Origin of the sequence: Arthrobacter sp. StoSoilB5, assembly GCF_019977235.1 — a bacterium.
GTDB lineage: Bacteria > Actinomycetota > Actinomycetes > Actinomycetales > Micrococcaceae > Arthrobacter.
The window spans coordinates 4471475-4497379 of the sequence record NZ_AP024646.1; the positions used below are offsets into that span (position 1 = coordinate 4471475).

At 62.7% G+C, this 25905-nt stretch carries 20 protein-coding genes; 9 read left to right on the forward strand and 11 right to left on the reverse strand.

Features of this window, described 5'->3' with window-relative positions:
* Positions 1-186: 186 nt before the first annotated feature.
* From LDN75_RS20225 to LDN75_RS20235, 3 genes are all read right to left on the reverse strand, one after another.
* Positions 187-954 (reverse strand): SDR family oxidoreductase, encoded by a 768-nt coding sequence (locus LDN75_RS20225; RefSeq protein WP_223934470.1) that lies wholly within the window; start codon positions 952-954, stop codon positions 187-189.
* 49 nt (positions 955-1003) lie between these two features.
* Complete coding sequence (locus LDN75_RS20230; RefSeq protein ID WP_223934471.1) at positions 1004-1825, reverse strand: aspartate/glutamate racemase family protein; 822 nt, start codon at positions 1823-1825, stop codon at positions 1004-1006.
* Between the two features lie 76 nt (positions 1826-1901).
* Positions 1902-3467 carry an NCS1 family nucleobase:cation symporter-1 gene (locus LDN75_RS20235; RefSeq protein ID WP_223937652.1) on the reverse strand — a complete coding sequence of 522 codons (1566 nt, stop codon included), beginning with the start codon at positions 3465-3467 and terminating at the stop codon, positions 1902-1904.
* Between the two features lie 291 nt (positions 3468-3758).
* Between LDN75_RS20235 and aceE the strand changes: the two genes are divergently transcribed.
* Positions 3759-6509, forward strand: coding sequence for a pyruvate dehydrogenase (acetyl-transferring), homodimeric type (gene aceE, locus LDN75_RS20240; RefSeq protein ID WP_223934472.1), 2751 nt, complete (start codon positions 3759-3761; stop codon positions 6507-6509).
* A 112-nt stretch (positions 6510-6621) separates the two neighbouring features.
* On the opposite strand, the gene LDN75_RS20245 is transcribed toward aceE, so the two are convergent.
* A complete protein-coding gene (locus LDN75_RS20245) occupies positions 6622-6813 on the reverse strand; it encodes a DUF1508 domain-containing protein (RefSeq protein WP_223934473.1) in 192 nt (63 codons plus the stop codon).
* Between the two features lie 185 nt (positions 6814-6998).
* On the opposite strand from LDN75_RS20245, the gene nboR reads away from it, so the two are divergent.
* Both nboR and LDN75_RS20255 read left to right on the forward strand, forming a co-directional pair.
* A complete protein-coding gene (nboR, locus tag LDN75_RS20250) occupies positions 6999-7610 on the forward strand; it encodes a nicotine blue oxidoreductase (RefSeq protein WP_223937653.1) in 612 nt (203 codons plus the stop codon).
* A 28-nt stretch (positions 7611-7638) separates the two neighbouring features.
* The gene (locus LDN75_RS20255; protein WP_223934474.1) at positions 7639-8106 is read left to right on the forward strand and encodes a GNAT family N-acetyltransferase; all 468 of its coding nucleotides are present in this window, start codon (positions 7639-7641) and stop codon (positions 8104-8106) included.
* A gap of 48 nt (positions 8107-8154) precedes the next feature.
* Here LDN75_RS20255 and LDN75_RS20260 read toward each other — a convergent pair whose 3' ends face one another.
* From LDN75_RS20260 to LDN75_RS20280, 5 genes are all read right to left on the reverse strand, one after another.
* Positions 8155-10992: a molybdopterin cofactor-binding domain-containing protein gene (locus LDN75_RS20260; protein ID WP_223934475.1), complete on the reverse strand. Its 2838-nt coding sequence runs from the start codon at positions 10990-10992 to the stop codon at positions 8155-8157.
* Entirely contained in the window at positions 10982-11917 is a 936-nt protein-coding gene (locus LDN75_RS20265) for an FAD binding domain-containing protein (protein WP_223934476.1), read from the reverse strand. Before LDN75_RS20265 ends, LDN75_RS20260 begins: the two co-directional genes overlap by 11 nt.
* Positions 11908-13164, reverse strand: a complete 1257-nt coding sequence (locus LDN75_RS20270; RefSeq protein ID WP_223934477.1) for an XdhC/CoxI family protein — start codon at positions 13162-13164, stop codon at positions 11908-11910. Before LDN75_RS20270 ends, LDN75_RS20265 begins: the two co-directional genes overlap by 10 nt.
* A gap of 353 nt (positions 13165-13517) precedes the next feature.
* Positions 13518-15092: an NCS2 family permease gene (locus LDN75_RS20275; protein WP_223934478.1), complete on the reverse strand. Its 1575-nt coding sequence runs from the start codon at positions 15090-15092 to the stop codon at positions 13518-13520.
* Positions 15093-15098: 6 nt separating this feature from the next.
* Positions 15099-15593 carry a nucleoside deaminase gene (locus tag LDN75_RS20280; protein WP_223934479.1) on the reverse strand — a complete coding sequence of 165 codons (495 nt, stop codon included), beginning with the start codon at positions 15591-15593 and terminating at the stop codon, positions 15099-15101.
* 401 nt (positions 15594-15994) lie between these two features.
* Here LDN75_RS20280 and LDN75_RS20285 point away from each other — a divergent pair, with 401 nt between their 5' ends.
* Both LDN75_RS20285 and LDN75_RS20290 read left to right on the forward strand, forming a co-directional pair.
* Entirely contained in the window at positions 15995-17338 is a 1344-nt protein-coding gene (locus tag LDN75_RS20285) for an 8-oxoguanine deaminase (protein WP_223934480.1), read from the forward strand.
* A 151-nt stretch (positions 17339-17489) separates the two neighbouring features.
* Positions 17490-18425: a type IV toxin-antitoxin system AbiEi family antitoxin domain-containing protein gene (locus LDN75_RS20290; protein WP_223934481.1), complete on the forward strand. Its 936-nt coding sequence runs from the start codon at positions 17490-17492 to the stop codon at positions 18423-18425.
* Between the two features lie 174 nt (positions 18426-18599).
* On the opposite strand, the gene LDN75_RS20295 is transcribed toward LDN75_RS20290, so the two are convergent.
* Positions 18600-18776: a hypothetical protein gene (locus tag LDN75_RS20295; protein ID WP_175538651.1), complete on the reverse strand. Its 177-nt coding sequence runs from the start codon at positions 18774-18776 to the stop codon at positions 18600-18602.
* 370 nt (positions 18777-19146) lie between these two features.
* On the opposite strand from LDN75_RS20295, the gene pucL reads away from it, so the two are divergent.
* Together pucL and LDN75_RS20305 are read left to right on the forward strand one after the other, a co-directional pair.
* Complete coding sequence (pucL, locus tag LDN75_RS20300; RefSeq protein ID WP_223934482.1) at positions 19147-20061, forward strand: factor-independent urate hydroxylase; 915 nt, start codon at positions 19147-19149, stop codon at positions 20059-20061.
* 158 nt (positions 20062-20219) lie between these two features.
* Complete coding sequence (locus LDN75_RS20305; RefSeq protein WP_223934483.1) at positions 20220-21728, forward strand: nucleobase:cation symporter-2 family protein; 1509 nt, start codon at positions 20220-20222, stop codon at positions 21726-21728.
* 168 nt (positions 21729-21896) lie between these two features.
* Here the strand turns inward: LDN75_RS20305 and LDN75_RS20310 are convergent, their stop codons facing one another.
* A complete protein-coding gene (locus LDN75_RS20310; RefSeq protein WP_223934484.1) occupies positions 21897-22652 on the reverse strand; it encodes an IclR family transcriptional regulator in 756 nt (251 codons plus the stop codon).
* Positions 22653-22873: 221 nt separating this feature from the next.
* On the opposite strand from LDN75_RS20310, the gene LDN75_RS20315 reads away from it, so the two are divergent.
* Positions 22874-24274 (forward strand): NAD-dependent malic enzyme, encoded by a 1401-nt coding sequence (locus LDN75_RS20315; RefSeq protein WP_223934485.1) that lies wholly within the window; start codon positions 22874-22876, stop codon positions 24272-24274.
* A gap of 16 nt (positions 24275-24290) precedes the next feature.
* A complete protein-coding gene (gene aceB / locus LDN75_RS20320; protein WP_223934486.1) occupies positions 24291-25904 on the forward strand; it encodes a malate synthase A in 1614 nt (537 codons plus the stop codon).
* Position 25905: the final 1 nt, after the last annotated feature.

Consider the following 25905-nt stretch of genomic DNA (forward strand, 5'->3'; position numbering starts at 1 on the left):
TCATTCCGCAAGGGGAAATTGAATTTCCATATTGCGGAAAGTCACATTTTGCTGAGAAGCCGGATGAAAGTGGCTTCCTGACCTCTTTTGACATGGAAAAACCCACGGCACGCCCAAAATATGGGCGTGCCGTGGGCGAACTTGAAGCAAAGAAGGTCAGTACGGCACACGCAGGCGCCACTCAACCTAGCCGCGGCCTACGAACGGCATGCCGGCGGCTGTCACCACCAGGGAACCAACGTTGGCCGATGCAGGCATGTTGGCCATCATGAGCACCGCACGCGCAGCGTCCTCCACGGGGAACATCGGCTCCACACGGCGGCTGCCGTCCGCCTGGAGCGCGCCTGAGCCGACTCCGATGGTGTCCATGATCTCGGTCCGGGTGTTTCCGATATCGATCTGCCCACACGTGATGCCAAACCCGCGACCATCCAGCTCAATACTCTTGGTCAAACCGGTCATCGCGTGCTTCGTCACCGTGTACGCCACGGATCTGGGCCTGGGCGAATGCGCAGAAATAGAGCCGTTGTTGATGATGCGGCCACCCTGCGGTTCCTGGGCCTTCATGGTTCTCACAGCCTCCGCGGCGCAGAGCATGGAGCCCGTGACATTGACGCGCAGCGTGGCCTCCCACTCGTCGACGTCGATCTCGCCCACGTCGCCGGCAGGCCCGAAGATGCCCGCATTGTTGAACAGCACATCAACCCGGCCCCAGCGCTCGCGGACCGCGGCGAAAAGGCGGGCGACGTCGTCGGGCACCGTCACATCGCATGGCACCGCCAGCGCGTCCGTGTGGCCACCAGCCGTCTCAAGCAGCTGCGCCTCGCGGCGGCCTGCCAACGCCACGCGGTATCCCTCGGCGAGCATGAGCCGCGCAACGGCCCTCCCAATGCCGGAACCGGCACCGGTTACGACGGCGACCTTCTGGTCTGCGGGCGGGCGTGGGTCAGTCATGTGGTCGCCTTTCGGGGAATCGCGTTCAACACAGCCTCTGCAAGCCGAATCAGTGCGCTGCTTCTGCGGACTGCTGTGCAGGGGGCTGGGCTGCAGGGGGCTGGGCTGCAGGGGGCTGGGCTGCAGGGGGCTGGGCTGCAGGGGGCTGGGCTCCAGTTATTGGCCAGCCTATGACAGTCTTCGGACGCGGCGTTGCATAGGTGCGGACCTTGGACGTCGTGAGGCCAAGCCTGACCAAGGACTCAGCGATGGTGACGGCCGCCGCCACCCCATCGACCACCGGGACGCCAGTGCGCTGCCGGACCTGCTCATCGAGGCCAGCCATGCCACCGCAGCCAAGGACAATCACCTCGGCCTTGTCTTGAAGAACAGCCTGCTCGGCCTGGCCCACGATTGCCTCGACGGCGCGGTCCGGATGTTCCTCGAGTTCCAGCACGGCCATGCCGCTGGCGCGGACTGAAGCGCAGCGCGCCTCCAGCCCAGCAAGCTTGAGGCGGTCCTCAATCAAGGGGACGGCTCGGTCCAATGTAGTAACCACGGAGTACTTGTGGCCGAGGAACATCGCAGTGCTTGCAGCAGCCTCGGTGATATCCACGACCGGGACATCGAGGAGCTCCTGCAACCCTTCGCGGCCGTGCTCGCCGTAGCCGGCCTGGATGACGGCGTCGAAGGGTTCGGGATAGTTGACCACCGCGTCCATCACGGCGATAGCGGCAAGGTAGCTCTCGAAGTTGCCCTCGCAGGAATCGGCGCCAAAACGCGGAGTGATGCCGACGATCTCAGTGCCGGGAGCTGCAGCAGCCCGGGCCTGGGCGGCAATGGAATCAGTCATGGACTGGGTGGTGTTCACGTTTGCCACAAGAATGCGCATGGTTTCCTCTCAACGGCAGCGCCCGCCCTTGCCCCTTGGACCGGGGAGGACGGGTGGTGCCTGATCATAGGGTGGGCTAGTGAGTGCTGGCGACGGCGATCGGCTCGCCGGAGACGTCCTCGTGGATGTGCTTCTTGTCAGCAACAGCGAAGAACGTGAGCGCGGCGACGCCGGCTCCGATGAACCAGGCGAATGGTGCCGCGGCAGCCAGTCCCGGGATGAAGGCAATGGCAATGGCCAGGGCGGCCGCAGGAAGCATGGCGATGATGGCCTTGGGATTCACGCCACGCTTGTAGAAGTACGCGCCCTTGGGATCATCGGTGTAGAGCTCTGGGACATTGACCTTGCCTCGACGGACCAGCCAGTAATCGGCCATGACCACACCGAACAGCGGACCGAGAAGAGCGCCCAGGCCACCGAGGAAGTACACGATGACGATCGGGTTGTTGTAGAGGTTCCACGGCAGGATGATGAGGCCGATGGTGCCGCTGACCCAGGCTGCCTTGCGGAAGTTCAGATGCCGCGGGAAAAGGTTGGTCAGCGCGTAGACGGGTGCCACGAAGTTGGCCATCAGGTTCACGGCGATGGTTAGGATCAGCAGGGCAAGGCAAGCCAGGACCAGCAACAGAGTATTAGGAATGCTCTGGACGATGTCCGACGGGCTCTCGATGACTGTTCCATTGATCTTGTACTGCCCGCCTGCCATGACCACCACGATTGCGCCGAATACCAGCATGTTGATGGGGATGCCCCAGAAGTTGCCCTTGACGATGGACTTCTTGGAGACAGAGGACCTGGTGAAATCGCAGAAGTTCAGGACGAACGTTCCGTAGATGGAAACCCACAATGCGCCACCGGCGAAGATTGTGAGCCACATGTCCGCACCCTCGAGTCCCTTGATGCCGCTCCATTGGATGGCTCCGCCAGCCTCGATGAAGACCCACACTGCAATCGCAGCCATGGTCACCAGGATGATGGGACCCGCGAAGGCCTCGTATTTCCGGATCATTTCCATGCCGAAGCTGACGATGACGAGCTGGACAATCCACAGCGCCACGAAGGAGAGCCAGCCCAGCGTTGAAAGGCCAAGGATGGAGTTGCTGTCCAAGTCCTTGAGGCCAGGGGCCATGGCGACGAGCATGACACGAAGCACCACAGATGCCAGGTACGTCTGGATGCCGAACCAGGCGACAGCCACCGCGCCGCGGACCAGGCTGGCGATCTGGGCGCCCCGGATGCCGAAGCTGATGCGGCTCATGACAGGGAAGGGAACGCCGGTCTTCTGGCCCATGAATCCCGAGAAGTTCAAGAGGGCGAAGAGAAGGATTGCCCCGATTCCCAGTGCCACGAGGATCTGCCAACCACCCAGTCCGAGGGAGAACAAACCAATGGCAAAGGCATAGTTACCCAGGCTGTGGACGTCATTGGCCCAGAGGGTAAAGATGCTGTAGCTCGTCCACTTACGGCCGGCCGCCTTAGTGGGTGCGAGGTCGATGTTGTAAAGACTCGGGCTGATGGTACGGCCTGCCGCTTCGGAAGCAATAGCGCAAAGGTCCGTGTTGCCTACGGCCGGGTGGTGGGGGCCACCTGCTGCTATGTCTCCCGGAGCCTCAGTGACGCCGACTGATGAAGTCGTCTGCATCATGGATCTCCACTTCGTATTGTTTCCACATTGCGGAAACAAGTTATTGAATAGTGAAAACACTTTATGACCTAGGTCACGTCACGTCAAGGCGTCACAACTGTATGGAGGGTCACATTCGGTTGATTGGCCGAGTGTTTCCCAGTTGACTGTTGCGGTTACGTAATCCGTGTTGACGCTGCCCATCGGCAGACGTAATCTCGAATTGCAGAATTTTATTCTCACAATACGAAATTCCTTGAGCGCCCCCACAGAGCAAGCGCCCAGACATTCAATGAAGAGAGGTTGGACGTGGCTGCAGGAGAAGAGACCTCACACATCCTCAGCGGGTTGACTGCCCAGCTGCCTGATCGTGATCCGGAAGAGACCGCGGAGTGGATTGAGTCACTTGATGCGTTGATCGCGGAGCAGGGCACGGAGCGTGCCCAGTACATTATGCGTTCGTTGTTGCAGCGTGCCGGTGCCCGGTCGGTGGGTGTGCCGATGGTGACGACCACTGATTATGTGAACACGATCCCGGTGGACCAGGAAGCAGAGTTTCCCGGGAACGAGGAGTTCGAGCGCCGGTACCGTGCGTACATGCGTTGGAACGCCGCGGTCATGGTCCATCGTGCGCAGCGGTCCGATATCGGGGTGGGCGGGCATATTTCCACCTATGCCGGCGCGGCGACGCTGTACGAGGTCGGGTTCAACCATTTCTTCCGCGGCAAGGACCACCCCTCGGGCGGGGACCAGGTGTTCTTCCAGGGCCACGCGTCCCCGGGCATGTACGCCCGGGCGTTCATGGAAGGCCGGCTGACCGAGGAGGACCTGGACGGGTTCCGCCAGGAAAAGTCCCGGGAAGGCCATGCGCTGTCCTCGTACCCGCACCCGCGCCTGATGCCGGACTTCTGGGAATTCCCGACCGTGTCGATGGGTATCGGGCCGATGAACGCGATCTACCAGGCCCAGTCCAACCGGTACCTGCACAACCGCGGGATCAAAGACACCTCGGACCAGCAGGTCTGGGCGTTCCTGGGTGACGGGGAAATGGACGAGCCCGAGTCCCGCGGCCTGCTCCAGCTCGCGGCGAACGAGAACCTGGACAACCTGAACTTCGTGATCAACTGCAACCTCCAGCGCCTGGACGGGCCGGTGCGCGGCAACGGCAAGATCATGCAGGAACTGGAGGCCTTCTTCCGCGGCGCGGGCTGGAACGTGATCAAGGTCGTCTGGGGCCGGGAATGGGACTCCCTGCTGGAAGCGGACGCCGACGGGGCGTTGGTGAAAATCATGAACGAAACCCCCGATGGTGACTACCAGACCTACAAGGCCGAGTCCGGCGGGTTCGTCCGGGACCACTTCTTCGGCAAGTCCCCGCAGACCAAGGACATGGTCGCTGACCTGACCGATGACCAGATCTGGGGCCTCAAACGCGGCGGGCACGATTACCGCAAGGTCTACGCCGCGTACAAGGCAGCGACCGAGTTCAAGGGCAAACCCACCGTGATCCTGGCCAAAACCGTCAAGGGCTACGGCCTGGGCCCGCACTTCGAGGGCCGCAACGCCACCCACCAGATGAAAAAGCTGACCATGGAAGACCTCAAGGCCTTCCGTGACCACCTGCGCATCCCCATCAGCGATGACCAGCTCGACGCGGACCTCTACCGGCCCCCGTACTACCACCCCGGCATGGACGCCCCGGAAATCAAATACCTCATGGAACGCCGGGCCGAACTGGGCGGATTCGTCCCCGAACGCCGCCGCACCCACACCCCCGTCACCCTGCCCGAAGCCAAATCCTACGAAGTCGCCAAACGCGGATCCGGCAAACAACAAGCCGCGACCACCATGGCCTTCGTCAGGCTCCTCAAAGACCTCATGCGGGACAAAAACTTCGGCGCCCGGTTCGTGCCCGTCGTCCCGGACGAATCCCGCACCTTCGGCATGGACGCGTTCTTCCCGACCGCGAAAATCTACAACCCCAAGGGCCAGAACTACCTCTCCGTGGACCGGGACCTCGTCCTGGCCTACAAGGAATCCCCCGCCGGGCAACTGATCCACCCCGGCATCAACGAAGCCGGCGCCGTCGCAGCCTTCACCGCCGCCGGAACCGCGTACGCCACCCACGGCGAACCCCTGGTCCCGATCTACGTCTTCTACTCCATGTTCGGCTTCCAACGCACCGGAGATTCCTTCTGGGCAGCAGCGGACCAAATGACCCGCGGCTTCATCATCGGCGCCACCGCAGGACGGACCACCCTCACCGGCGAAGGACTCCAACACGCCGACGGGCACTCCCCCCTCCTGGCCTCCACCAACCCCGCCGTGAAAACCTACGACCCCGCCTACGGCTACGAAATCGGCCACATCATCCGCCACGGCCTCGAAGAAATGTACGGCGACAACAGTACTGATCAGAACGTCATGTACTACCTCACCGTCTACAACGAACCCATCACCCAACCCGCGGAACCCGAAAACCTGGACACCACCGGGCTGATCAAGGGCATCTACCACCTCGCCCCCGCACCCGAAGGCGACACCAACCGGCCCACCGCGAACATCCTCGCCTCCGGCGTGTCCGTGCCCTGGGCCATCGAAGCGGCCCGCATCCTCAACGAGGACTGGGGCGTCGCAGCCGACGTATGGTCCGTGACCTCCTGGAACGAACTACGCCGCGACGGCCTCGCCGCCGAGGAACACGCCTTCCTCAACCCCGGCCAACCCGCCCGCACCCCGTTCATCACCGAACAACTCGCCGGCACCACCGGACCCGTCATCGCCGTGTCCGACTACATGAAAGCCGTCCCCGACCAAATCCGCCAATTCATCCCCAACGACTTCGCCTCCCTCGGAGCAGACGGCTTCGGCTTCTCCGACACCCGCCAAGCCGCCCGCCGCTACTTCAAAAACGACACCCACTCCATCGTCGCCAAAACCCTGCAGTTGCTGGCGGCGAGGGGCGAGGTCGAGGAGGGTGCGCCGTCGTACGCCATTGACCGCTACAAACTGCTCGACGTGAACGCCGGCACCACCGGCGGAGCAGGCGGCGACGCCTAAGAACGGCGACGCCCAGGAACCCGGGCAAGCCAAGGTAGGGAAATACAGTTGGCGGCAGTGTTCATGAAGAACACTGCCGCCAACTGTATTTTTGCTGTACTACCGGGGTGGCTTAGGTGCCCAGATTCCTCCGGTCTACTACGAATCCGGTTGCCGCGTTTTCGCGGACTGCGTTGATACCGGCCACTACGGCCTTCAAATTGGGAAACTGTGGCGACACTGCCACAACTGTGCCGTCATCGGCTGTGAGTCGGAACCTGAACGTGTTCGTCCCGGCCTTGAGTATTTCGAAACTGCCCGCCATCTTCCCCTTTTCCTCCACGCATCATTGCATTAGAGCGATTTGAACAATTCCCTACAGACACTAATGGCCGTCGGAACCTACCAACAGACCTACTGAGGAGTAGTTTGCAACCGATTTTGGTAGATGTCATGGAAAGCCCTGAAGGAGCTACAGACCTCACGGATGCCCGCGCGTATCGTGAGGATATGACTGAATCCGGCGTGGCGCCCACCACGGGTGTCTTGCTTGCTGCGGGGGCCGGTACGCGCTTGGGCCGCGGACCCAAGGCGCTGCTCCCCTACCGCGGCCGAACGCTGGTTGAGGTGCTCGCCGATACGCTGTTCGACGGCGGCTGCCGGGAGGTTGTGGTGGTGGTCGGGGCGGAGGCGGATCTCATTCGAAGCACCACCGATCTGGGTACCTACATCGTCGTCGAGAACGAAAACTGGGCCAAGGGCATGGCTGGCTCTTTCCGCGCAGGAATCGAGGCGGCCTCGCCGGGTCACAGCATCATGGTGGCGCTGGTGGACCAGCCTGGATTAACCCCGACGGCGGTCAGCAGGTTGCTGGGCAGCCACCGTCCTGGTCGGGTCACGGCAGCCGCCTACCCTGACGAGTCAGGCCACCTTAAGCGTCGGCACCCAGTGATTTTCGACGTCGAGCTCCGATCCCAGGCGGCGGAGGCCGCCAACGGTGACACGGGCGCACGATCCTTCCTGAAGGCGCACCCGGGCCTTGTGGATCTGGTGGATTGCAGCGACCTCTGCTCGGGCGAGGACCTGGATACCAAGGACCAGTTGCATTTGCTGGAGGGCTGACCAATCAAGTGCCGGTAAATTTGGATCCATGATCCAGATTGCACCTGACGATCCCACGCGTCCTGATGTCCACCAGCTCCTCAGCGAGCATCTGGCCGATATGTTCGCCACGTCGCCGGCAGAAAGCGTCCATGCGTTGGACCATTCGGCGTTGTCGCATGAAGCGATCACGTTCTGGACAGCCCGCGAGGACGGCGTGCTGCTGGGTTGCGGCGCACTGAAGGAGCTTACCGACGGGCATGCCGAGATCAAGTCGATGCGCACCACCACCAATGCCCGTGGGCGCGGAGTGGCCACCCTGGTGCTCAAGCACATCGTTGCCCAGGCGTCCGAGCGGGGCTACGAACGCATCAGCCTGGAAACGGGAACCGAAGAGTACTTTGCGCCGGCGCGTCGCTTGTATGCACGGCACGGATTCACCGAGTGCCCGCCCTTCGCGGATTACACCCTGGACCCGAACAGCGTGTTCATGGAGCTCACCCTTTCACCCAAGTAGGTAGCAGCTGAGCGCGTTTTGACGGCTCAAAACGCGCTCAGCTGCGACTCAGTTGGGGATGAGGGTGCGGTCCCGGAGGGCAAGGTAGATCTTGTCGCGGGCAATGGGCAGCTCTCCGAAACGAACCCCGGTGGCGTTGCGGATTGCGTTGGCCAAGGCAGCTGCCACTGGGTTGAACGGGCTCTCACTCATGGACTTTGCCCCGAGGGGCCCTGTGCTGTCGTTCGTTGTCGCGAAATAGACCTCACTCCGGGGCACGTCCGCGAAGGACGGAATGTGGTACTGCCGCAGGATGTCCGTGGTAACGCGTCCGGCGTCGTCCACTTTCACTTCCTCGTACAGCACGGCGCCAAGCGCCTGCGCGATGCCGCCTTCGATCTGCCCACGGCACTGACGCGGGTTCACCACAACTCCAGCATCTGCGGCCTGCACGCTCTGCAGGATCCGCAGCTCTCCCGTTCCAGTGTTCACGGCAACCCGGAATCCGTGCACGTTGAAGGCAACTGACCGCGGGGTTCCGCCCCAGTTGCCATCAGTGGCGAGCCGAACGCCTTGCAGGCGGGCGGCGTCGACAACGTCCGTCAGCGGCACCGTACGGTCGCCGCACTGAACAGCCCCGCCCACCAAACGGCACTCCGCCAACGGTGCCCCCGTCAGCGAAGCGGCGACGGTCTGGATCCTCGTGGCGAGTTCAAGGGCTGCGCCGAGCGTCGCCTTGCCGGCAACCACGGTTCCGGCCGAACCGAACGCGCCGGTATCGTGCTCCACGAGGTCGGTATCGGACTGGTGGACGGTAATTTTCGACGCCTCCGTCGCCAGCGCGGTAGCAGCCAGTTGCGCATGAACGGTTGTGGTGCCGTTCCCGAACTCTGCAGTGCCGACGTCGACGGCGAACCTTCCGTCCGCTTCCAGGCTCACCCGGGTGTGGGCGAAGTGGCCGCGCGGCGGAACGGTGTCGATCATGGACAATGCCGCGCCTTCACCGGTGACCCAGTCCGGGCCGAGGTCCTCGAGCCCGGCGGCCCGGTAACGCTCCTTGCCACGGTCCAGGGCGTCCCGCACCAAGGCCACGCACTGGTCCAAACCGTAGCTACCGTAGTGGACGTCTTCCTCAGGTTCGGGTGTAGTAGACAACATGTGATCCCCGGGCCGGACCATGTTCTTAAGCCGGAATTCCAAAGGATCCATGCCAATTCCGATGGCAAGCTCATCAATGGCCGACTCGATCGCGAAAATCATCTGGCTCAGCCCATAACCCCGGAAAGCCCCGGCGGGAACGGTGTTGGTGTAGACGGCCTGCGCATCCACTTTCTTGTTGACGCATTTATAGACGGCCAGCGATTCGCCGCAACCGTGGAACATCACGCCGGGCGCATGGTTGCCGTAGGCGCCGGTGTTGGTCATGACGTCCAATTGCAGGGCGGTCAGGTATCCGTCCCGGTTGGCTCCCGCCTTGAGCTTGATAGTGAAGGGGTGGCGCGTTGTGGTCGATGTGAACTGTTCGGTCCTGGTGAACTCCAATTGCACAGGCCGGCGCAGGGTCAGGGCTGCCAAGGCCACAAGATCCTCGGTCAGGACCTCCTGCTTGCCGCCGAAACCACCGCCGACGCGGCCGGCCACCACGCGAACGGTCTCCTCCGGCAGGTTAAACAAACGCATCAAGGTGCGCTTCACCAGGAAGGGAACCTGCGTGGAGGAACGGACCACAAGCCGGCCATCCTCATCCATCCAGGCAATGGACGCGTGCGTTTCCATGGCGACGTGCTGAACCCGTTGCGTCTTGTACGTGTGCTCGTGAATGAAGTCGGCGGCCGCGAAGCCCTCAGCGACGCTGCCCAACTCGGCGTGGACCTCGGCCACCACGTTTTCAAGGGGCCGGGAAATCCTGGAATAGTCCGCGTCCTTGTCGCCATGGATGGCCGGGGCGCCGGGCAAGATGGCCTCCTCTGGCGTGAACACCGGCTCCAAAAGCTCGTACTCCACGGCAAGCGCCCGGGTTCCGGCCTCTGCGGCGCCAACGGACTCAGCCACGACTGCGGCGACGCGCTGCCCAATGAACCGCACCACGTTGTCCAGGACTCGAGTGTCGTCGGGATCGTCAGTGAAGTGCTCATGTTGTGCAGTTGAGAACAACTGTGCTGGTGCGTCTTCGTGCGTGAAAACAGCGACGACGCCAGGAACTGCGAGTGCCGCGCTCTTGTCGATGGATACGATCCGGGCGTGGGGATGCGGGGAACGCAACAGCTTGAGGTGCAGCAGGCCCGGCAGCTGGTCGGCCGGGACATCCAGGGTGTACCGGGCAGTTCCGGTAACCACGGCCTGGCCGGCGGGTGCGGGCACATTGTCCCCGAGCTGGCCCGGAGTGGCTTCCAAAGCGGCAGGATGTCCGGCGGCAGGCGACTGCGCCCCGGAAACGTCAGCTGCGGCGTCGTGCTTGTGCTCGCCACTCTTGTGTTCGCCGCCGTGACCGCAAATCGCGTCGGCGATGGAGCGGTAACCGGTACAGCGGCACAGATTGCCCTTCAGGTTGCGAGGGAGGTTGGCGCGCTGCTCGTCATCGAAAGTGGCTGCGGTCATCATCATGCCAGCCGTACAGAAACCGCATTGGAACCCCTGGGCCTCAAGGAACTGCTCCTGCACAGGGTGCAGGCCTTCGCCGGTGGAGAGGCCCTCGATGGTGGTGACCGCTTTGCCCTCGGCACGGACGGCCGGGTAGATGCAGCTGTGCACGGGGGTGCCGTCGACGTGAACGGTGCAGGCCCCGCAGTCGCCGCCGTCGCAGCCTTTCTTAACGCCGAAGTTGCCCTGTTCCCGCAGGAAAGTGCGCAGGCATTGGCCGGGGCGGGGTGTGGCCTGCGAGGCAGAGCCGTTGATCTCAATTGCCATGGGAGGCCTCCTTCTGGGCGCCTGGAGTTTCGGGTTGCGTGGACGGTTGCGGCGAGGTGTCATGCGGCGGCCAGAAGTCGCCCGACACACCCATCGATTCGCCCAGCAGCTCGGCCCGGATTTCCTCGGCCAGTTTGAACGTCATGTCCCGGCGCCACGCGGGGAGCCCATGGATGTCATCGTGGTACAGCGGCCAGGGAATGGAATCCCCGACGGCGTCGGCCAGCATCCCTGCGTCCGGAACCTGCCCGGCGGGGAATCGCAGTTGTACAGGCCTTTTGGTGGAGGCTGTCACCGTGATGACCAAACCGCCGTCGGGGTCGAGGCGTCCGATTAACAGCACGCCGGAGCGGCCAAGGTTACTCAGCGACAAACGCCGGAAGGCAACGCGCGCCGAGAGCGCCACAGCCGGCAGGTGGATGCTGCGGAGTAGCTCCCCTGGGGCCAGCACGTTCTCCATGTCTCCGGTGACGAAATCGGCCACAGATACGCTGCGGCTGTTGCCGTCAGGGCTCTGGATGGTGGCCACGGCATCGAGCCCTGCGCACAGCGAAATCATGGGGCCCGCCGGCAAAGACGTGCAGAGGTTGCCGCCTACCGTGGACGTGTTCCAGATCTTGAACGATGCCACGAAAGAGTCGCAGCACGGACGGATCAAGGCCAGCCCCGGCCACTCGCGGTGGTTCATCGTTGGGTCCTGAGGCAACGCGTAGAGCTCGGCAACAGTACAGGTTGCGGCGAGTTCAATGCCTTGGTCGGTTACTGTAATGGCCGGCCAACCCGCCTGGCCCAAATCGAGGAGCCGCTTGAGTTCGGTACTGCCGTAGGAGAAAAGGACGGTTCCTCCGGCGAGCCAGGCATCGCCGTCGCGCCATTGCGAAGGATCCGTGGTGGGGACCACGGCCTCGATGGTGTTCATGTCCATGGGTCCTCCTGGGTGAGGTGTTGAGGTGCAGGGTGGATCGGCCCGGTGCTGTCCTTCAGCGAGGGGAAGCCGGTTACGTTGTGGTGGGCCTTTTTCCGGCCGGGGGCCGTGCTGGCAATGCCTCCCCGCTCGGCGATGATTTCCGCAGTGATGGAGACCGCGACTTCTGCTGGTGTCACTGCACCAAGGTTTAGTCCGATCGGGGAATGAAGCCGTTCAAGGGCTTCGGGGGGCGTGCCGGCTTCCATCAAGGCGTCAATCCGTTGCCGGTGGCTACGACGCGATCCCATTGCGCCAACGTAAGCCAGGTTCAAGCGGAGGGCTGTTTCAAGCAGGGGAATGTCGAACTTTGGATCGTGGGTCAGGATGCACACCACGGTCCGGGCATCGATGCGTCCCGCCGCTGCCTCGGCATCGAGGTACCGGTGGGGCCAGTCGGTGACCACTTGGTCAGCACCCGCGAAACGGCTTTGCGTGGCGAACGCGGGCCGGGCGTCGCATAGCGTGACGTTGTAGCCGAGCAATTGTCCGGCGGGGAGCAACGCGGCTCCGAAGTCGTTGGCGCCGAAGATCAACATGCGCGCGGCAGGCAAACGGCTTTCGACGAACAACGTGATGGGTTCCGGTTGGGGTTCCTCCTGCTTGGGCAACGCCAACCTTTCGGTGGTAACCCAGCCATCATTGCAGCCCTCGGGAGGTGCCAGGCGGACCAACCCTGCGCGCCCGCCTTGGAGCAACGGCTCAACCTGTGCCGCGGCGGCGAAAAGAGTAGCGGGATGATCCCCCACCAGATGCGCCAGCTGCGTTGATTCCATGGCGCGGAACCGCACAGGATCATCAACCACCACTACTCCCCCGCCGCCGCCGAGCCTGCGGATAAGGGCCGCAGGTGGCTGGGTTTCTGCAAACACAGCGAGTTCCGGTGATCCCTCCCCGAGTGGCTGGATATGGACTTCCAGTTCTCCTCCACAGGTGAGTCCGACGGCGAATGCGTCCTCGGCACTGTAGCCAAAAGACTCTAGGCGTGGTCCGCCGTCGCGCATTGCTTCCAAGGCCGCCTCAACGACGGCGCCTTCCACGCAGCCCCCGGACAGGCTGCCCAGGATTTCGCCGTCTTCGGAGACCATCATGGAAGTCCCCGTGGGGCGCGGCACTGAGCCGCCAGTCCCTACGATCGTGGCCACAGCGCACAGTTGGCCAGAGACCGCAGGCCGCCAGCTGCCCAGTGAAGGCATTAGATCCAGCATGGCAACACGTCCTTTTTCCAGGTGTCCCGGCCAGGTGGCCCGGCCGGAGCAGTGCGCGATCTTGCCCTCATATTCTCATTTTCCGGAGGATGCGGAGGGAGTCGCGGCTTATTGGTTTCAACAGATTTGTAGGGAGTGGGGCAGGGCTTCATCTCCCTGCCCCACTCCCGTTGGGCGGTCTGCTCGCTTTGGAGCAGTCCGCTCCGTAGCGGAGCAACAGCACCGTCCCGCCGCCCGCCGTCGTGCCCGTTCCCAAGGGACCACGACGGCAGGCGCCTATTCGTGCGGTGGGTGCGGATGGACCGCCGTTCGAAGTGCCGGAATGGGACCCGCCGGCTCGGGGTGGGCTCCGGCTAGACGCCCATCAGGGCGTTGATCGGGCCACGGGCGAAGTAGATGATGAAGCCAGCCGTGACCACCCACATCAGCGGATGGACTTTCTTGGCCTTGCCTGACGCCGCACTGATTACCGCGAAGGAGATGAACCCGACGCCGATGCCGTTGGCAATGGAGTATGTCAGGGGCATGGTCACGATGGTAAGGAACGCCGGCAACGCGATGGCGAACTTGGTGAACTTGATCTCGCGGATCTGTGCCATCATCATCGCGCCCACCACCACCAGCGCCGCTGCTGCTACTTCCAGCGGGACAACCGAGGTGAGCGGAGTGAAGAACATCGAACCCAGGAACAGCAGGCCAGTGACAACCGAGGCCAAGCCTGTGCGGGCGCCTTCGCCGATTCCTGCTGCGGAGTCGATGTAGACGGTGTTGGAGGAACCGGACGTTGCGCCCCCCACCACTGCGCCCATGCCTTCAACGATGAAGGCAGACTTCAGCTTGGGGAACGTACCGTCCTTGTGTGCCACACCTGCGCTCTTGGCCAGGCCTGTCATGGTGCCCATGGCATCGAAGAAGTTGGTGAACACCAAGGTGAAGACCAGCATGGTCGCAGCCAATCCGCCGATCCTGGCGAACGAACCAAAGAGATCGAACTGGCCTACCAGGCTGAGGTCCGGGACGGACACCAATTGGCTGGACAGGATAGGCACGTTGAGGTGCCAGCCGCCGGGGTTGTCGGCGGAGCCCGGGCCAATGTGGAACACGGCCTCGGCTACGGCGGCGAGGACTGTGGTGGCGACGATGCCAATCAGCAGGCCGCCCTGGATCTTGCGCGCCACGAGGATACCCATGACGAGCAATCCGATGATGAAGACGAGGGTGGGGATGGAGGTGATGGAACCGTCCGTGCCGAGCTGGACCGGAGGGCCGCCCTTGGTGGGGCGGACAAACCCGGAGTCGACGAAGCCGATGAAGGCGATGAACAGGCCGATGCCAACGGTGATGGCGGCCTTGAGTTCCTTGGGGACTGCTTTGAAGATCGCTGTCCGGGCACCTGTGGCGCCGAAAAGTACGATCAGGATGCCGTTGATGACCACCAGGCCCATGGCTTCTGGCCATGTGACTTCCTGGATGACCGCGACGGCGAGGAAGGAATTGATGCCCAGACCTGCTGCCAGGCCGAAGGGCAGGTTGGCGACGAGTCCGAAGACGATGGTCATGACCCCTGCGGTCAGGCCGGTAACTGCGCCCACCTGTGCTGCGGAGAGCCAGCCGCCGGCCACATCCACCGGGGCATTGTCTGCCGAGAATCCGCCCAGGATGAGCGGGTTGAGGATGACGATGTACGCCATAGTGAAGAACGTGACCAAGCCGCCGCGGAATTCGCGGGCCAGGGTGGAGCCACGCTTGGTGATCTGGAAGAACTTATCCAGGAAGGAGTTCGACACCGGGGGCTTGCTGTTGCTATTGCCGCCTGCCAGGCCGGTTGCCGTGTGCTTTGCGCTGTTTCCCCCGTTAGGGAGGAGCGCAGCCTGCTTTTCAGCTGCTGTCTGCATTTCTGCGGGATCCAGGATTGTCATGTCAGCCACCGGGCCCTAGTAGTCGATCCTGGAATCAAGCGTGTTCCATGTGTTGAACGGCTGGAGGGCCGCTGGTGCCTGGGGGTCGCCCAGTTCCAGCTTGGCTACCGGCATCAGCGCGTCCCGGTTGTCGTTCTCGAAGTACTCGTAGAAGACGGCGTCGTCGAAGCCGACGGATGCGGCGTCGTGACGGTCTGCGGCAAAGAACACGCGGTCAATGCGTGCCCAGAGTGCGGAGGCCAGGCACATGGGGCATGGCTCGCAGCTGGTGTAGAGGGTTGCTCCGCTCAGATCGAAGGTTCCCAGTTCGCGGCAGGCGTTACGGATGGCCGTGACTTCTGCGTGTGCGGTGGGATCGTTCGTGGCGGTAACGCGGTTGACGCCTTCGAAGGCTTGTCCGTCCGCGGTGACAATGACGGCGCCGAAGGGGCCACCACTGTTGAGGACATTGGCTGTTGCCAGCTCAATGGATGTGGCCAGGAATTGCTCGGCCGTGACGGTTGTACTCATGTTGCGACTTCCTTAGTGCTGAGGAAGCCAGGTGACCTGTTGGGGGGCGCTATGGAGAGGAGCTCCAGTTAGCTTGGTTACCAGGCTTCAGCATGTGCGATGAAGGTTAAGTTGCGCCTGGTAGATAGCTTCCCGAGGTCCGGGTGCCCGCCTTTGGCAGTTAGAGCGTAGCACCAGGTTTGTGAGCCGCGCCATAGTTTTTTGAAAATTTAATTTCGTCATACGAAATTCATTCTTGGCAGCGGGATGTGACCGTGGGACGCTCCGTGACGTTGACGGCCGCCGTCGAGCATTTTACGCTTTTTGCACCAGGCGCTCCCGTTGGCGCCTGGCTCCTGGATCAGCAGACAGGGCCTAACTGAGCTGGAACGCATACATGCCGACCAGACAAGGAACCTGTCATGACCCCTCTTTGGATCAAGAATCCGCTGGGCATCTTCACCGCAAACGACCTCGACGCCGGCGGCGGCTTGGTGATCTCTGACGGGAAAATTGTGGAGCTCGTGCCCTCGGGCGGGCAACCCTCTACTCCTGCTTCCGTTTTTGACGCTTCGGGGCACGTGGTCCTACCCGGCCTCATCAACACGCATCACCACTTCTATCAAACGCTCACCCGGGCATGGGGTCCGGTGGCCAACGCACCCCTGTTCCCGTGGCTGCAGAATCTGTACCCGGTGTGGGCACGTTTGACGCCACGGAGCCTTGAGCTTGCAGTGCAGGTTGCACTGGCGGAGCTGCTGCTTTCCGGCTGCACCACCGCCGCCGACCACCACTATCTGTTCCCCGAGGGCATGGAAGACGCCATTGACATCGAAGTGGCTGCGGTGAGGTCCATGGGGATGCGGGCCACGCTGACCCGCGGATCCATGACTTTGGGAGAGGACGACGGCGGGCTGCCGCCCCGGACCACCGTCCAGTCACCCGAGACGATCCTTGCGGACAGCGAACGGCTGATTCGTGAGTACCACGAGACAGGCGATGGGGCTGCCGTGCAGATTGCCCTTGCCCCCTGCTCGCCGTTCTCCGTGACCAAGGAGATCATGGCCGAGAGCGCCGCCATGGCCGAGCGTTACGACGTCCGGCTACACACCCACCTGGCCGAAACGATTGACGAAGAAGACTTCTGCCGCTCCATGTTTGGGCTGCGGACCGTTGACTACCTGGAAAGTGTGGGCTGGCTGGGATCCCGAACTTGGCTCGGACACGGCATCCACTTCAACGACGACGAGATCGCTCGCCTGGGAGCCGCGGGCACCGCCGTCGCGCATTGCCCAACCTCCAACATGCGGCTGGCATCCGGGACCGCGCGGGTCCTGGAACTTGAGGCAGCGGGTGTGCCCGTGGGGCTGGGCGTGGATGGATCGGCGTCGAACGATGCTTCCAACATGATCCTCGAAGCCCGCCAGGCACTGTATCTGCAACGACTCCGCTACGGGGCTTCCGTTCCTGTGGAGCGGGCCCTTGGCTGGGCAACACGTGGGTCCGCTGCCGTCCTGGGCCGCTCCGACATTGGGCAGTTGGCTCCTGGCCTTCAAGCCGACCTTGCCCTGTTCAAGCCCGACTCCCTGCGGTTTTCGGGCAGCCACGACCCCGTCGCCGCCTTGCTGCTTTGCGGGGCGGACCGGGCAGACCGGGTGATGGTGGGCGGCGCGTGGCGCGTGATTGATGGCGCGATTCCCGGTTTGGACGTTGCCGGGCTCATCGCTGAGCACTCGGCGGCGGCCCGGAAGTTGGTGGCGGGATAGGCCTGTTTCGCTGGGTGGCGCCCGCTTCGATGGCTCGCTGCGTATCATGCCGTTCGCACGGCACTTTCCGCAGCGAACCCTCGAAGCGGGCTTCTCCACATAGGCCAACTCACCCCTGTGCTCGCGCTCCTGCTCATTCAAGTCTTGACTCATGACAAAGATCAACAGCAACGAGCTTTCCACGGGGATGGATTTATGGCGGACCAACGAGCTCCAGGAGTTGGGGGTTAATCACCGGAGAATTGCAGCATTGGTTCGAATCGGTGTCTTGGTACGACTACGCCGCGGTTGCTATATCCGAGGCAGCACATGGAGAGCCCAAAAGCCATGGGTTCGCAGTCTGCAGCTGATCGCCGCGCACGCACACGGCACGCTTCCGACGTCGGCCGGCGGCTTGGTCTACAGCCACACCTCAGCCGCGCGCCTCCACGGCTTGTTCCTGTGGGACGTGGGAGACAAGGTGCACGTCACCGCGGAGACGACGGCGTCAACCACTTCACACGGCAGGGACGTGGTGCCGCACACTCGTCCGCTGGAGCCAACGGAACTTACCTTCATCGAGGGAATGCCTTGCACCACAATTGAACAGACAGTGGTGGACTGCTGCCTCATGCTGAACTACAAACAAGCCTTGGTACTGATGGACCACGCACTCCGAAAAGGTGCGGACAGCTCGAAACTGCAACAGATGTGCGCATCCTTGGCCGGCCGCAACGGAGTTCTCACGCTTCGCCGGGCTCTTGACAACGCAGATGCCAGGTCCGAGTCACCCGGCGAAACCCTGACACGCGAGCTACTCCAACGACTTCGGATCCAAATGCCCGACCTACAGGTGGAGGTGACGTCCGCGGAAGGTCGCCATCGGCTGGACTTTGCGTGGAGGGAGAAGAAGGTGGCCCTTGAGTTCGATGGAAGGGTGAAGTACTTCGATTACGCACCCACTGCCGAGGTGATTTACCAGGAACGGCAGCGCGAAAAGGCTTTGACCGAGCTCGGCTGGAAGATTATCCGAGTGAAGTGGCAGCACCTCTTCAAAGAACAGGAGTTCAAAACGAGCGTGCTTCGGGTTCTGCGCGGGACAGGCTAGAGCCCGTTTCGGGGGTGCGCTGCGCATTCGCTGGCACGCCCGGCACTCTACGCCGGGAACCCACGAAACGGAGGCCGGCAGGGCAACGGAAAGGCGAGCGATACCTCCCCAGGTATCGCCCGCCTCTTTGGCTCTGTTGGGCAGAGTCCGCGCCCGTTGGATGCAGGAAAGATCCTAGGGGCGCTGCCGGCCGAACACCGGGAGCGCGCGGAGCCAGCGGGAGAATCCTCCGGCTTTGCGGTCACAGTCGGCCGGAATGTAGAAGTCCGGATCCGTTGCACCGAAGGGCAGGTACAGCTCCTGACCCGGTGCCGGGAATTCCACGACCTTGTTCGTATCCTTCGAGTCCATCTGTTCCTCCTCTTTCCAGTGCAGTCAGTTTCCGTATTTCGGAAATTGTTTATTGCTATGTGAAAAGTGTAAGGAGCGGGGAAGCGAGCGTCAAGACCTGTCCAAGAGGCAACCAGAGTTGCTCCGGTCACATTCGGCTGGTTCATAACGATCTCCGGAAAGCCATGTACACAAGCTGAAATCATGCGCTACTCTCGAATGAGTTCGTGGCGTACGTCACGTAACCTGAGAGCAGCAGGCAGGGTCGTAATGAGCTGGCATCAATGGATGCCGGCTCTTTTTTGTTGGGTCGGCTCCACCAGAAACGCGGTGGAAACACGCGCTTAATTTCATTGATGGAACGTAGGTTCCACCTCACAGAAGTTGGGATATGACCATGAGCAACAACATCGTCCTCGGCGAAAACCAGTACGGCAAAGCGGAAGTCCGCGTCGTCAAAGTCACTCGGGATACTGACCGCCACCACATTGAAGACTTGAACGTCACCTCGCAGCTTCGTGGCGATTTCCAGGCGGCACACCTCGAAGGCGACAACGGCCACGTCGTTGCCACCGATACCCAGAAGAACACTGTCTACGCTTTTGCCCGTGACGGCATCGGCTCGCCGGAGTCCTTCCTCCTGCGCCTCGCGGACCACTTCACCAGCGAGTTCGAGTGGGTAACGGGCGGCCGTTGGGAAGCCGAGGCCTACAGCTGGGACCGTATCCAGGCCCACGGAGAGGGACACGACCACAGCTTCGTCCGCAACGGACAAGAGGTACGTACCGCCGTCGTAGTCCGTGATGGCGCCACCACCCACGTGATTTCCGGCCTCAAGGACCTGACCGTCCTGAAGACCACGCAGTCCGGTTTTGTCGGCTACCCGCGCGATAAGTACACCACCCTGCCGGAAACCACGGACCGCATCCTTGCCACGGATGTCTCTGCACGCTGGCGCTACAACACCAACGTCGACTTGGCTGGCACGGACTTCAACAAGAGCTACGAGGACATCAAGGCCCTTCTGCTGGAAGGCTTCACGGAGAACTACTCCCACGCCCTGCAGCAGACGCTGTTCGACATGGGCAAAAAGGTCCTGGAAGCACACAGCGAAGTGGACGAGATCAAGTTCTCCATGCCCAACAAGCACCACTTCCTGGTTGACCTGAGCCCGTTCGGCCTGGACAACCCCAACGAGGTCTTCTTCGCCGCGGACCGCCCGTACGGCCTCATCGAAGCAACCGTCCAGCGCGAAAACACCACGGCTGCACCCGTTGCCTGGAGCGGCATTGCCGGCTTCTGCTAAGCACCACCCGTAACCAATAGCTGTGTGCAGGCCAGCCCTCAACAAACCGGAGAGGATCCTGGCCTGCACACAGACCCAACCCCAAAAACCCCAAGATTTTGTTAGCCAGACACAGTTAGCCAGACGAAGACGTCTGCCATGAACCCAGAAAGTCTGCCATGAACACGAAGAAGAAATCCCGCACTGCGGATACCACCCCTTCGCAGAAGCATCAGCCAGAACGCCCCGAGGACAAGCGCCTCTCCATCGGAAGCACCTTCGCTTACGGCTTCCAGCACGTCCTCACCATGTACGGCGGAATCATTGCCCCGCCGCTGATTATCGGCGCTGCCGCGGGCATGTCCTCGCAGGACATCGGCCTCCTCATCGCAGCCTGCTTGTTCGTTGGCGGCCTCGCCACCATCCTCCAGACGGTTGGCATCCCGTTCTTCGGATCGCAATTGCCGCTGGTCCAAGGCGTGTCTTTCGCGGGTGTCTCAACAATGGTCGCGATCGTCCAGGGTGGCGGGGGCATCCAGGCGGTCTTCGGTTCGGTCATTGTGGCCTCCCTGATCGGCCTGGCCATTACTCCCCTCTTCTCCAAGATCATCAAGTTCTTCCCGCCCGTGGTCACCGGAACGGTCATCACCACCATTGGCCTGACACTGATGCCTGTAGCCGCCAACTGGGCCATGGGCGGAAACGCCAAGGCCGGGAACTACGGCAGCGTGGCAAACATCGGCCTGGCCGCGGCCACCATGGGCGTAGTCCTGCTCCTGAGCAAAGTTGGCAACGCTGCCATCTCACGCCTCTCCATCCTGCTGGCCATGGTCATCGGCACCATCATCGCGTTCGTTGCCGGAATGGCAGACTTCTCCAAGGTTGGCCAGGGCGACATCGTCGCGTTCCCCACACCCTTCGCCTTCGGTGCTCCTACGTTTGAAATCGCAGCGATCATCTCCATGCTGATCGTCATCCTGGTGACCCTCACCGAGACGTCTGCGGACATCATCGCCGTCGGCGAGATCGTGGACACCAAAGTCGACTCCCGTCGCATCGGCGATGGCCTCCGCGCAGATATGCTCTCCAGCGCCATCTCGCCGCTCTTCAACTCGTTCACGCAAAGCGCCTTTGCCCAGAACGTCGGACTCGTGGCGATCACGGGCATCAAGAGCCGCTTCGTTGTCAGCGCCGGCGGCCTCATCCTCGTGATCCTCGGCCTCCTGCCGGTGCTGGGCCGAGTGGTCGCAGCGGTTCCGACGCCCGTCCTGGGCGGTGCCGGCGTCGTGCTTTTCGGAACGGTGGCGGCCAGCGGTATCCGTACCCTGGCCAAGGTTGAGTACAAGAACAACATGAACCTGATCATCGTTGCCGCATCGATCGGCTTCGGCATGATCCCCATCGCTGCCCCGAAGTTCTACGACCAGTTCCCATCCTGGTTCTCCACGATCTTCCACTCAGGCATCAGCTCCGCGGCAGTCATGGCGATCCTGCTGAACATCCTGTTCAACCACTTCAAGGCAGGCAACACGGACAACCAGTCAGTGTTCGTCGCCGGCACGGACCGCATCGTCAGCGAGGAGGACATCAAGTGCCTGGCCGATGGCGACCGCTTCGAGAACGGCAAGCTGATCGACGCTGAAGGCAAGGAAGTCCCGCTCAAGACGTCCAGCGCCTCAGAGCACTAGCACCCTTCCGCAACGATAACGGGCGGCAGTGTTTCCTTGGGGGACACTGCCGCTCTTTGCGCCCCTGTGCAGAACCTACGACGGCGGCACTGCGCCGAGATGACAAAAGATGGCAATGTTTCTGGGAAACATTGCCATCAAATGCCAACTCGGCGGGGAGGGTAGGACCTAGTTCTGGTTCAGCTCCGCAGAGATCGCCAGTGCAGCTTCGCGAAGCATGGGCACGGCCCGGTCCGCGAAGCTTTGGTCCACGCGGGTAATCGGTCCGGAGACAGAGATAGCTGTAGGAGTGGGAGCGTTGGGCACCGCCATGGCGAAGCAACGTACGCCGAGCTCCTGCTCTTCCTCGTCAATGGAGTAGCCGCGCTCCCGGATCAGCTTGAGGTCCGCCAGCAGGGAGTCGATGTCGCCGATGCTCTTGGCCGTGGGCGTGGGCATGCCGGTGCGGGCTACGATGCCGCGGACGACGTCGTCGTCGAGCTGGGCGAGGATGGCCTTGCCCACGCCGGTATCGTGCGTGTGGGCGCGGCGGCCGACCTCGGTGAACATGCGCATGGAGTGCATTGATGGGACCTGGGCAACGTAGATGACCATGTCCGAATCGAGGACGGCCATGTTGGAGGTCTCGCCCAGTCGCTCCACGAGGGTCTTCAACTGAGGACGCGCCACAGCACCGAGCTGCTTGCTGGCACCTTCGCCGAGCCGGATGAGCCGCGGCCCCAGGGCGTAGCGGCGGTTTGGCAGCTGGCGGATGTAGCCGAGGGATACCAAGGTGCGCAGCAGGCGGTGGATGGTGGGCAAGGGCAGGTCAGTGGATGACGATAGCTCGCTGAGAGTGACGTCGCCGCCCGCATCCGTGATCAGTTCCAACAGTTCAAAGACGCGCTCAACGGACTGCACGCCTCCGGAGGCTTTTTCAGCCATTCCCTTGTCTCCAATGACTCAGATTCCGACAACTCTTATCCGCATCGTGAAAAGAATTGCTTAGAACACCCAAGATACAGCACGTTAGCCCCACGCGCGACGACACCGAAGATGACCGAGCAAGGGGTTGTGTTTCCACTTTGTAGATAATAATATCCATAATACGAAAACATTCAGTTTGGAACGGCGGCCCGGGAACGGGCCTAACAGGAGGAATTTCAATGGCGAATCCGAGCCCCGGAAACTCGATTACCCTGCGCGTCGCCGCACCGTCCAGCTTTACCGCAACCAGCGAACTTGCTGCCGCAGTAGGCGCGGCCGGCGCTGCTATCACTGCGCTGGACGTCACCGAATCCCACCACGACACCTTGGTTGTGGACGTCACCTGCAACACCACGGACGATGCCCACGCAGCCCGCGTGAAGGACGCCCTGAACGCCCTCGAAGGCGTCACCGTCCAGCACGTCTCGGACCGGACCTTCCTCATGCACCTGGGCGGCAAGCTCGAGGTCGTCCCCAAAGTAGCCCTGCGCAACCGTGACGACCTGTCCCGCGCCTACACGCCCGGCGTCGCGCGCGTCTGCTTGGCGATCGCCGAAGACCCCGCCGCTGCCCGCAACCTGACGGTCAAGCGCAATACGATCGCTGTCCTCACCGACGGCTCGGCTGTCCTGGGCCTGGGCAACATCGGCCCGGCCGCGGCCCTCCCGGTCATGGAAGGCAAGGCCGCACTGTTCAAGCAATTCGCCAACGTTGACGCCTGGCCGGTCTGCCTGGACACGCAGGACACCGAAGAAATCATTATGATCGCCAAGGCCATGGCCCCCGTCTACGGCGGCATCAACCTGGAAGATATCGCCGCCCCACGCTGCTTCGAGATCGAGAACCGCCTCCGGGAAGAACTCGACATTCCGGTGTTCCACGATGACCAGCACGGCACCGCAATCGTCACCCTCGCCGCATTGGTCAACGCCCTGCGCGTAGTGGACAAGAAGCTCTCCGAGGTCAAGATCGTTGTCTCGGGCGTCGGCGCTGCCGGCTCAGCCATCATCCAGCTCCTCAAGGCCCAGGGCGCGCAGCACATCATCGCCGCCGGTCGCTCGGGCGCCATCCACTCGGGCGAGAAGTACGACGACGAGCACCGCTCCTGGATTGCCGCGAACACCAACGAAGAAGGCTTCTCCGGCACCCTGCACGACGCCCTCAAGGGAGCGGACGTGTTCATCGGCGTCAGCGCCCCGCACGTGATCGGCGAAGAGCAGGTTGCTTCGATGGCCGAGAACGCGATCGTGTTCGCCATGGCCAACCCGACGCCGGAAATCGATCCCGTCATCGCATCCAAGCACGCAGCCGTGGTTGCCACCGGACGCAGTGATTTCCCCAACCAGATCAACAACGTCCTGGCCTTCCCGGGCTTCTTCCGGGGACTCCTGGACGCCGGAGCATCGGACATCACGCCGGACATGCTGGTGGCCGCCGCCGAGGCAATTGCCAACCGGGTGGCTGACGATGAGCTGAACGCGAGTTACATTATCCCCAGCGTCTTCGATCCCCATGTTGCCGCCGATGTGGCTAGTGCCGTAGCAGCAGCCGCGCACGCCAACGCCGCCAGCGCACTCTAGAAAAGGACACCGCCAAATGGCTATCACTGTCACTGATCCCCGGCCGATCGATCGCGCCGAGGAAATCCTCACCCCCAAGGCACTGGGCTTCATCGAAGAACTGCACAAGCGGTTCGCCGGCACCCGCGCCGAGCTGCTGGAGGCCCGCAAGGCCAAGCGCGACGGCGTTGCCCGCACCAGCCGTTTGGACTTCCTCCCGGAGACCCAGGAAATCCGCGACGGCGACTGGAAGGTCGCCGAGGCACCCGCGGCCCTGCAGGACCGCCGCGTGGAGATGACCGGTCCGGCAACCCCCGCCAAGATGGCCATCAACGCGCTGAACTCCGGTGCCAAGGTATGGCTCGCTGACCTCGAAGACGCCAGCACGCCCACGTGGCCCAACGTCATCGATGCGATCCTCAACCTTCGCGACGCAGCCCAGGGAACTTTGAGCTACACCTCGCCCGAAGGCAAGGAGTACCGCCTGCGGACCGACGCTCCTCTGGCCGTTGTTGTGGCCCGCCCGCGCGGCTGGCACATGGAAGAACGTCACCTGCTGATCGACGGCGAACCCGCCGTAGGTGCGCTGGTGGACTTTGGCCTGCACTTCTTCCACATCGCCAAGCAGCTGCTCCTCAACGGCCACGGCCCGTACTACTACCTGCCCAAGATGGAAAGCCACCTTGAGGCCCGCCTCTGGAACGACGTCTTTGTGTTCGCCCAGGATTTCCTTGGCATCCCGCAGGGCAGCATCCGCGCCACCGTGCTGATCGAGACCATCCCGGCTGCGTTCGAGATGGACGAGATACTGTACGAACTGCGCGATCACGCCTCGGGCCTGAACGCCGGCCGCTGGGACTACCTCTTCAGCATCATCAAGTACTTCCGTGATGCAGGCGAAGAGTTCGTCCTCCCGGACCGCGCATCCGTTGCCATGACGGCGCCGTTCATGCGCGCCTACACCGAGCTGCTGGTCAAGACCTGCCACAAGCGCGGTGCATTCGCCATGGGTGGCATGGCCGCCGTCATCCCCAACCGCAAGCAGCCCGACGTTACGGCCGCCGCCTTCGACAAGGTCCGCGCCGACAAGACGCGCGAGGCCAACGACGGCTTCGACGGTTCCTGGGTTGCGCACCCGGACCTCGTTTCCACGTGCCGCGAGGTGTTCGATTCCGTCCTCGGTGACCCTGCCAACGGCGGAAAGCCCAACCAGATCGACAAGCAGCGCCCCGAGGTGAACGTCACCGCGGAGCAGCTGATCGACGTCGCCTCCGCCGACGGCCAAGTCACCGAAGCCGGCCTGCGACTGAACCTTTACGTCGCCGTCGCGTACACCGGCGTCTGGATCTCCGGCAGCGGTGCCGTGGCCATCCACAACCTGATGGAGGACGCTGCGACGGCGGAAATCTCCCGTTCGCAGGTCTGGCAGCAGATCCGCAACAAGTCGGTCCTGGCCGACACGGGCAACACCGTGACCCGCGAACTCGTCAGCCGCATCCTGGGCGAAGAGACTGAGCGCCTGCGCATCGAGTTCGGCGACGAGCAGTTCAAGGCCTACTACGAGCCGGCGTCCAAGCTGATCGAGGACATTTGCCTCTCCGACGACTACACGGACTTCCTCACCACGCCCGCGTATGAGCTGGTGGGCTGAG

What these genes read in the sequence shown, in the direction of transcription:
- LDN75_RS20230 (WP_223934471.1), bottom strand. Translation starts at nt 1,825, where the DNA reads ATGCGCATTCTTGTGGCAAACGTGAACACCACCCAGTCCATGACTGAT.
- LDN75_RS20235 (WP_223937652.1), bottom strand. Translation starts at nt 3,467, where the DNA reads ATGCAGACGACTTCATCAGTCGGCGTCACTGAGGCTCCGGGAGACATA.
- LDN75_RS20310 (WP_223934484.1), bottom strand. Translation starts at nt 22,652, where the DNA reads ATGGCTGAAAAAGCCTCCGGAGGCGTGCAGTCCGTTGAGCGCGTCTTT.
- LDN75_RS20245 (WP_223934473.1), bottom strand. Translation starts at nt 6,813, where the DNA reads ATGGCGGGCAGTTTCGAAATACTCAAGGCCGGGACGAACACGTTCAGG.
- LDN75_RS20265 (WP_223934476.1), bottom strand. Translation starts at nt 11,917, where the DNA reads ATGGACATGAACACCATCGAGGCCGTGGTCCCCACCACGGATCCTTCG.
- aceB (WP_223934486.1), top strand. Translation starts at nt 24,291, where the DNA reads ATGGCTATCACTGTCACTGATCCCCGGCCGATCGATCGCGCCGAGGAA.
- LDN75_RS20285 (WP_223934480.1), top strand. Translation starts at nt 15,995, where the DNA reads ATGACCCCTCTTTGGATCAAGAATCCGCTGGGCATCTTCACCGCAAAC.
- LDN75_RS20315 (WP_223934485.1), top strand. Translation starts at nt 22,874, where the DNA reads ATGGCGAATCCGAGCCCCGGAAACTCGATTACCCTGCGCGTCGCCGCA.
- LDN75_RS20255 (WP_223934474.1), top strand. Translation starts at nt 7,639, where the DNA reads ATGATCCAGATTGCACCTGACGATCCCACGCGTCCTGATGTCCACCAG.
- nboR (WP_223937653.1), top strand. Translation starts at nt 6,999, where the DNA reads ATGACTGAATCCGGCGTGGCGCCCACCACGGGTGTCTTGCTTGCTGCG.
- LDN75_RS20260 (WP_223934475.1), bottom strand. Translation starts at nt 10,992, where the DNA reads ATGGCAATTGAGATCAACGGCTCTGCCTCGCAGGCCACACCCCGCCCC.
- LDN75_RS20290 (WP_223934481.1), top strand. Translation starts at nt 17,490, where the DNA reads ATGACAAAGATCAACAGCAACGAGCTTTCCACGGGGATGGATTTATGG.
- LDN75_RS20225 (WP_223934470.1), bottom strand. Translation starts at nt 954, where the DNA reads ATGACTGACCCACGCCCGCCCGCAGACCAGAAGGTCGCCGTCGTAACC.
- LDN75_RS20295 (WP_175538651.1), bottom strand. Translation starts at nt 18,776, where the DNA reads ATGGACTCGAAGGATACGAACAAGGTCGTGGAATTCCCGGCACCGGGT.
- LDN75_RS20305 (WP_223934483.1), top strand. Translation starts at nt 20,220, where the DNA reads ATGAACACGAAGAAGAAATCCCGCACTGCGGATACCACCCCTTCGCAG.
- LDN75_RS20280 (WP_223934479.1), bottom strand. Translation starts at nt 15,593, where the DNA reads ATGAGTACAACCGTCACGGCCGAGCAATTCCTGGCCACATCCATTGAG.
- pucL (WP_223934482.1), top strand. Translation starts at nt 19,147, where the DNA reads ATGACCATGAGCAACAACATCGTCCTCGGCGAAAACCAGTACGGCAAA.
- LDN75_RS20270 (WP_223934477.1), bottom strand. Translation starts at nt 13,164, where the DNA reads ATGCTGGATCTAATGCCTTCACTGGGCAGCTGGCGGCCTGCGGTCTCT.